This is a genomic window from Rhizobium sp. NFR03 (genome assembly GCF_900111275.1).
GTDB lineage: Bacteria > Pseudomonadota > Alphaproteobacteria > Rhizobiales > Rhizobiaceae > Ferranicluibacter.
Window position 1 is genome coordinate 1 of record NZ_FOGR01000025.1, and the last position, 7,071, is coordinate 7,071.

Annotated in this window: 4 protein-coding genes and 2 pseudogenes; 4 read left to right on the forward strand and 2 right to left on the reverse strand. The window is 55.8% G+C overall.

Features of this window, described 5'->3' with window-relative positions; translation table 11 throughout:
• Positions 1–881 precede the first annotated feature (881 nt).
• Positions 882–1,415 carry a sensor histidine kinase gene (locus tag BSG19_RS25475; RefSeq protein WP_170866115.1) on the forward strand — a complete coding sequence of 178 codons (534 nt, stop codon included), beginning with the start codon at positions 882–884 and terminating at the stop codon, positions 1,413–1,415.
• Positions 1,416–2,015: 600 nt separating this feature from the next.
• Here BSG19_RS25475 and BSG19_RS25485 read toward each other — a convergent pair.
• Positions 2,016–2,279 carry a transposase gene (locus BSG19_RS25485; protein ID WP_210185423.1) on the reverse strand — a complete coding sequence of 88 codons (264 nt, stop codon included), beginning with the start codon at positions 2,277–2,279 and terminating at the stop codon, positions 2,016–2,018.
• A 43-nt stretch (positions 2,280–2,322) separates the two neighbouring features.
• Positions 2,323–4,269: an acyltransferase family protein gene (locus tag BSG19_RS25490; protein WP_170866116.1), complete on the reverse strand. Its 1,947-nt coding sequence runs from the start codon at positions 4,267–4,269 to the stop codon at positions 2,323–2,325.
• Positions 4,270–4,764: 495 nt separating this feature from the next.
• On the opposite strand from BSG19_RS25490, the pseudogene BSG19_RS25500 reads away from it, so the two are divergent.
• The 3 genes and pseudogenes from BSG19_RS25500 to BSG19_RS26290 all read left to right on the forward strand — a co-directional run.
• Positions 4,765–5,134: pseudogene (locus tag BSG19_RS25500) on the forward strand (IS66 family transposase zinc-finger binding domain-containing protein); the annotation flags it as partial.
• A gap of 319 nt (positions 5,135–5,453) precedes the next feature.
• Positions 5,454–6,659, forward strand: coding sequence for a GGDEF domain-containing protein (locus BSG19_RS25505; protein ID WP_092990794.1), 1,206 nt, complete (start codon positions 5,454–5,456; stop codon positions 6,657–6,659).
• Between the two features lie 178 nt (positions 6,660–6,837).
• Positions 6,838–7,071 (forward strand): annotated as a pseudogene (locus tag BSG19_RS26290) (diguanylate cyclase); the annotation flags it as partial.

Here is a 7,071-nt window from a genome sequence, read left to right on the forward strand (position 1 = left end):
GCCATCGACGTTTCGATCCCGACACCAATCTTCCCAAACCTCACGCAGAAGTTTGAGATCGTCCGAGGAAAGCGACACGAGCGATGCGAACGCGGATCCGGTCATGTAGCACCTCGCCATTTTGAAGGTCGATTGTGGCATCTGGCGAGACCTGCGCAAGTGCGGCAAAGCCACATGAGCCTCGAAATACGCGTACGCCCAGCAAGATTGCAGAGGAAAGACATGGCATTGAATCGGCCGCTAAAGGGTCACCAGCGTCTCGGCTCTGGAAGCCGCTGATCAGAAAACGCGCGGCTGGTCATGGCAGTGTGTCAGCGCGGCAGATGGCCTGAAGCTATATGGACCGCCTTTGCAATTGGGCTGGCCTAGCTGCCCAAGGCGAACCGATGGTATGGCGTCTCCCATCGGCTCTGGAATTTCGCCCAGCCGATACCATCCTTGAGTAACATGTGCTTGGCGCTGAGACCGCCGATCTCGATATCGAGCGCCAATGATTCCGATCGCTGCGGTCCTGACGGGTACAATCTGTGCGACCATACCCAGGGCATTGATGGCAGAACTGTTGCCTGCGTTGGTTCTCTCAGCACACTCGTGTCGCGCGTCAAGATTGCCTGGCAGACGCAGTCCTCAGGGCAGGCGCAAAAAATGGGCGAGTTGGTTCGCACGACCGCTTCCGGCATGCGGGGCCCGCAAAGGCGCAAGCATACACGCCGGCTGCCAAAGCCCTCTCGGTCCGTTCTATGGGCCCGCCGGCTAATTCCCTAACGCGAGTGTCCGGCAGTACGGCGCCTGCGCAGGGAAATTGGGTAGAGTTCCAAGTGAAGAACTGCCAACCGCGACGTATGTGAAGCCTGCGCCTTATGGGCGAGAGCGTGCAGCGAATGGGTAGCCTGATCGAGAACCTGCTGGATCTTGCCCGCGGAAGACTGGGTAATGGGATCGGCCTGGAGGTAACGCGGGGAGGACGGATCGAGCCCCTACTTGCGAAAATCGTAAACAAAATCCAAGCCGCGCATCCAGAGCGGATTATCCAGACAGAATTCAACTTGCATCAGCCGATCGATGTGGACCAGGCCCGCTTGGAACAGCTGCTTTCGAACCTGCTCGGAAACGCGATCACTCACGGTGCAGCGGAAGAACCGGTGACCGTGACTGCAAAGGTGCTCGAGAACAGGTTTCAGCTCACAATTGGCAACGGCGGCGAGCCGATACCAGAAGCCGTAATGCAGCGCTTGTTTCAGCCGTTCTACCGGGGCGGAGACAACATCAACAAGCAAGGCTTGGGGCTCGGTCTATATATCGCTAGCGAAATCGCCAAGGCACATGGCGGCCTTCTTCAAGCGTCGTCGGACACGAGGCGGACTTGCTTCACGTTCAGCATGCCCCTCAATAGGAAACGGGACGTTGTGCACTGAGATCTCAGGGAACTAGAAGATACCATTGCTCAACCTGAAGCAGTCGAACACTATCGACTGCAATCGAATAGTCTTATCCTCGATATCTTTCGCGCGATCGGTTGTGGGTCGGATGGTTTGAGCTGCCGCTTGCGTGAAGCAGAATATTTTTCGCCATTCCCTTTTTCTCTGACGCCTTGATGTGATACGAACCTTCGACAGCTAATTTATACATGGCAAGCCCTTGATCGTTTCAGGTAAAGGTCGACTGGAGGCGCCTACAGATTGACAGCCAGAACCGACGGTTTCTGCCTAAAGATCCGAACGCAGTTCCTTCTGCTCGATTTCGCATCGTAAGAGCCTGATCCGCTTTTTCGATCACGTCATCCGGATCGCGGTCGTCAGCGGTGCTCAGAGCCAAGTCGACCGAGATCGTGACCGGCACCCCGCTGGCATCTGATCCAACTGCGCGCTGCTCAAACCCCGCCCTCAAACGTTCCGCTCTGTTCATTGCCTCTCTGGACTCGATAGTCTGTAGGAGTACCACGAACTCTTCGCCACCAAACCGCGCAACGCAGTCACCGGCTCGGACATACTGTATGGTTGAGGCTGCGGTCTTGATCACTTGGTCAGCTCAGCACGCCGACAAAGATCCGCCTCGCGGATCTCGCCGGTCTTGCGATCGACGATCGGCAGCTTCTTGCCGAAATAGTCGACGAATACCTTGTCGCCAGCGATAGGGATCTGCCGCATCGTTGGCGTCGGACGTCGCTTAAAGCCGCGGAACAGGTCGCAGAACCAGCTGAAGCCGCAGCCATCAGGATAGACGGCTCGATATTTTCCCCACAGGATCGTCAGTGTCACGCCGGGCTTCTTCAGCTCCACCGCAATGACGCTCCGATCGGGCTCGGGTCGTCTCCGCTCACGGCTAACGCTGTTCGGGCCCAAACTCCTTCATCCTCATAACCTCGCCAACCAAGCGGGCAGCCCCGGCTTTCGTAAAATGAAGCTCATCGGCGATGAAGAGGGTTCCGCTTTGGGCAATCAAGCACGTTGGGGGACGAGATGTACCGCAAAACGCTCGCTCGGGCCTAACTTTCATGGTCAAAGCACTGCTCGCCTCATCTAAAGCGAGGCGACTTCTCGTTGTCTCGGCGAGGAAGTCTTGGTAGGCGATCGTTATCGTCGGCTTGGCAACGCCTTTCTGCATCATGCGCGCGACCGCATCCACCCCTTTCACGGTCGGCACAGGATGGGGAAAAATCAGTATCACTCGCCGTCCTGCGCGCTCGAGTATTGCAATTGTTTCCTTCAGCCGCGTGATTACAAACTGACGATTGTTCCCCTCGGTCGTCCTTAAAACCTCGTCAACGTCGTAGCTCTTGCTGAAAAAAAACGATGCCCACGACGCAGCGAGTATGACCGTATCGATATCGCTTGCGAGGATCTGATTGATAACCTGCCTGTTGAAGGAGGCGCACCGGCGGCCTTCCTCATTGTACGCCATAGAAATCCCTGGCAGGGGAGCACAGAAACCGTGTGTAAACTGCTGTACCGCGATGCCGCGCTTGTTCAGCTCTTCAGCAAGAGCAGGCCTCAGGGATGAAGCAACTGAGTCACCCCATAACGCATATCGCGTTGGATTGAGTTGGTTGAAGATGCAGGCTCTCATGGGGAATTCCGGCATCACATCGTCGCTGCTGAACATGCAGTCACGGCTCCAGCCGCTCTCCTCAATCATTGCAGCCGTCGCAGGTGCCAAACGTCCCGGAAAACCGACCGTCATCTGGCCTGTTGCACCAACGAGGATCAAAACGAAACTTGCCGAAGCGACGATAGCAATGAAGCGATACCTGCTTTTTGGAAGGTGATCCGGACCCTTCCGAAACGGTCGTTCAACGAATCTCCATGAAAGAAAGCCGACGATGACGACAAGCAAGGCCAATATGAGCATCATCAGTGGCGATGGTGCGGCATCACTGCGAATACGGGCGAAGGCGAAGATGGGTTGGTGCCAGAGATAGACGCTGTAACTGATCAGGCCTAATCCGGTTAACGGAGGTATCGACAGGATGCGGGCAGCTAACGTCCCCTGAATGCCGAACACAAGTAGGGTTCCGGCTCCGATGACCGGAACCAAGGTCAAGGCTGATGGCCAGGGGTCATCAGCGGTGAGAAGAGCAGCGGAAAGAAGAGTAAGCGACAAGGCAGTCGCAGACACGACATCGTTGACCCAGCGAAGCCGTGACGCGGTCAAAAAGCAAAACAGGCTTCCAGCCAACAACTCCCAGGCACGGCTTGAAAGAAAATAGAAATTAGCGTCGGGGTATGCCTTTACGCCAAGGAGGGCCACCAGGAAGCTGAGGATGGCGAGCGCACTGATAATCGGCGTAAGCCATGTTTTCCTCCATCGAATGACTGAAAGCGCAAGAATAGGAAAAATAAGGTAAAACTGCTCCTCTACGGCTAAGCTCCACGTATGGAGCAAGGGCAATCTGTCAGCATCCGTGGCGAAATAGCCTTGCTCCGTCCAAAACTCTATGTTCGAAAACGACAAGAGGCTCGCGATCAGCGACTGGGAATAGGCTTCGAATTCAGCGGGGATCAGCCACATCAGCGCGAACGGAACGGTAAACAGCAACACGGCAATCAAAGCTGGAAGGATGCGGCGGGCGCGCCGCTCATAGAATGAGATGAGGGAGAAAGACCCTGCTTTGACGTCCTCAACGATGACCGTCGTAATAAGATATCCGCTTATAACGAAGAAGATATCGACACCGACAAACCCGCCCGTCAGCGGAAATCCAGCGTGATAGAGGACCACGACGCCAACAGCGACGGCACGTAAGCCGTCAATTTCTGGTCTATAGATCAAAATGAACCTTTAGCTTGGGATCCACATGGAACGGACTTCATGTCTTACATCTTCATTGCGTTTGACGGCGCATTTGCACGTACCTCTTTCGCTCAGTACCAAGCAGATTACGTCTTTTCCGCGACGATATCCGATGAGCCTCGGGAGTACGGCACACGGGTGAGCAGGACTCTGAATCCAATTATCGCTTTCTGCATTGATGAGTTTGCCGAGGTATTCAGATGACTATCCAGCAAGTTTGCGGCGCGTCTTAAGGGACTTTCTGTCTTTAGCGGATTGGAGGAGATTGTGAGGGAACTGTCTGACGACAGCCACGTTATTGGCGCCGTGACCTTTTCGCAGGCGGGATTGGTCCTCGGTGATGAGGACGTGGAGGACCGTACAGAAGGTTCTCGATGGCCCGGTGCGCCGCGCACGGCTTCGGCCGGCCGTGTCCGCTCCAGCCTCGACACGGACGATGCACGCGACGTCAGGAAGGCGAAGTTTTCTGGGATCGAAAAACTCGATTCAGCGCAGGTGGAGCTTGCGCTGGAGGACCTTGAAACGGCGATTGCCGAAACACAAGTGCGGATCGCCGCCGTCGGGGAAAAGATCGAAGCCAGCGCAATCCGATCGGGACAAGGCCGTTCTTCGTAAAGTGCGTAAGGTCCGTGTTCTGTCAGACCACACCCTCGGGTCGAGAGAGTGATCCAGCACGGGACATCGTTTGCCCATGCGGTTGCGGCAACATGTTCTGGATCGGCGAAGGTCTGACGGAACGGCTCGACCGAGCCCCCCGGCGCGCTACGAGGTAAACGTCACGATCTACCCAAAATACGCATGCCCCGAGGGGTCAACGGGCGTCGTGCAGGCCAGAGCGCCGGCGCCTCCTGGAAGGAAACGGGCCGTTCGGATTGCGCTGTTGCCGCCAATGGCGGTGGTGATCACGGCGCTATCCGCATCGCGGACGTGTCTCTAGCAATCACCCTATTTGATGCTCAGAGGTAGAAAGCTCTTGAGAACGGCGGCAGGTCACTGACTGCCATCTTGATGAAGCGGTCCTCGCTGAATGACGCAACGCTGACGTGCGTGCGAGGAAGGTCACTCCTGCCATTGGAGCTTCCATCAAATGCGTATTAATTATTTCACCAGCTTTTCAATCCTTGGCATGTAGCCGTCATCCTGTCTCTTAAACAGGATGCAGTATGCTGGATTTCTTCACGCTGTTCGTTGTCGTCCTGCTCCTCAACCTCTCCCATTGCGTTCTGTGGGGTATGCTCGCCTATCGATATAGGGATCTGCATGCTGCGCGTTACTGGCTCGCCGGAAGCGCTGCTGGCGTCGTTGGCGGGATCGCATTGTCTCTCCAAGGCGATAGTGGCCTCATCGCGAACACAGTAGCAGGTAACGGCCTGATTATTTTTGGCTTCTACCTCAACTGGTGTGGTTCGCGTCTCTTTCACGGCGATACCGTTCAAGGGGTAAGGATCTCCACCTTGGTCAGCATCAGCATTCTGGTAATGCTCGCAACATTTTACGTGTGGTATGGCCGCAATCCTGTCTACACGCTGGCTCAGTCGATCCCGCTGGCGCTAACGGCGAGCTATCTTCTGCAGAGACACCGGCGGGATCTTGGAGCGGTCGTTGCCGCCATCGCCATGGCGGCGGGCGTGTTGTCCCACAGTGTCATCGCTGGAGGCAACCTTCTCATCGTGACCGGCATCAGGCCTGACCTCCAGCTTTATCAGGCGGCATCGATTGACCTTCTGGTCTTCCTGTTCGCCTCCGTCATCTGGAACTTCGGGTTTCTTATCTCAGCCGTCGAGCACTTGCGCTCACATGTCGAGCGGTTGGCAAACCAGGATGAGTTGACGGGGATCGCCAATCGTCGAATGTTTATGACTTATCTGAACAGGACCTGTGTCGCTGCCGGGGCCGGACACAATGTAAGCCTGCTTCTGTTCGATCTCGATCGGTTCAAGGCCATAAACGATAAGCATGGCCATGCAGCAGGCGACGCGGCACTGAGGCACGTTGTTGAGGTGATCATGGGGCAGCTGCGAAACGGCGAAGTCTTTGCCCGCCTCGGCGGAGACGAATTCGGTCTACTGCTCCCCCAAACCAGCGCACACGACGCAGCAGCCGTTGCAATGCGGATCGTTGGAGCAGTTCGGGGCACACCGTTGCAATGGAATGCCCTGCGACTGACTGTCACGATTAGCATCGGCATTGTCACACACCATCAATCTTCTGCCACACCTGAAACCCTGTTGGAAAATGCTGACAGCGCGCTTTATGAGACGAAACGGCGGGGTCGGAACGGCTACACAGCGTTTACCTCGTCGCCCATTGCCTCCAACGTCATCCATCTCTCAGATTTTTCAGAGTCTGGATCTGCAATTAGGTCTTAATTCCGAGCCACCTGTTTCTGAGCGCGTGACGTCCGCTGGGTATGCTGGTTGGTGTCAGATCACAGGCGGGTACTCCGCGGCTGCAGTAACCTTTAATTCAGGATGCTTTCAGTTTGCCGGAGTCATTAAGATTGCAACCGTAACGCTATGCTACCGTCCATTGGGGAAAGGAGCAGCTATGCTGATTGAAGTTCAAAACAGTATTCTGAGGATGGTTGCTCAAGGCGACGAGCTTGAAGCAACACTCGCTACGTTATGCCGTCAACTGGAAAGCCTGTTGCCGGGCACTCGCGCGTCGATCTTGACACTAGATCCACATGGCTTGCTGCACCCGTGCGTCGCACCAAGTCTACCGAAAGACTATTCGGCCGCGCTAGACGGTATCCCGATCGGACCGTCCGCGGGATCTTGT